Origin of the sequence: Clostridioides sp. ZZV15-6598 (assembly GCF_020657705.1) — a bacterium.
Classification (GTDB): domain Bacteria; phylum Bacillota; class Clostridia; order Peptostreptococcales; family Peptostreptococcaceae; genus Clostridioides; species Clostridioides difficile_F.
This window is the reverse complement of sequence record NZ_JAGWCS010000317.1, coordinates 1-506: the sequence shown is the minus strand read 5'-3', so window position 1 is coordinate 506 and position 506 is coordinate 1. Positions and strand designations below refer to the sequence as shown.

At 19.4% G+C, this 506-nt stretch carries 1 protein-coding gene; it reads right to left on the bottom strand.

What is annotated here, in order from left to right; translation table 11 throughout:
* Positions 1–253 precede the first annotated feature (253 nt).
* Positions 254–506: hypothetical protein (locus tag KGF50_RS21820; RefSeq protein ID WP_413926859.1), on the bottom strand; the 253-nt coding region annotated here is incomplete at its 5' end.

Sequence of the window (506 nt, the reverse complement as noted above, 5' to 3'; positions counted from 1 at the left end):
TATATATTTAAAAGATATAAAGAACTTGTAGATAGTTCTTTATATCTTTTTTATTATGCTAAAAAATTTTAAGATACAACAAAAAAGATAAGAGTATATCTATAGCACATATAGATGTTCTTTTATAAAAATAAATAAAACAATGCAATTAAATTCAGTTAAACTTTATTATTTATATGTAATATCTTGATTATTAATAATCAAATTTTCATATTAAAAAAATTCCATTATTAAAAAAATGCAATTTAAATCACTATTTGATAATTTTTCCGCAATATGGGCAATAAGTACTATTCTTTACAAGTTCCATTCTTGAATCTAAATAATGATTACAATTTGGGCAACGATAAAATTTCCAATCAATAAAAATACCAACAAGTACAAAAATAATTGATATTATATAATTTTCTATAAAAAAGATAAATGCTGCTCCAATAACAAACATAGCCATAGATGTTAAGAAGATTATTTTTAATTTTGTATAAATATCTATACTTTTCATACAA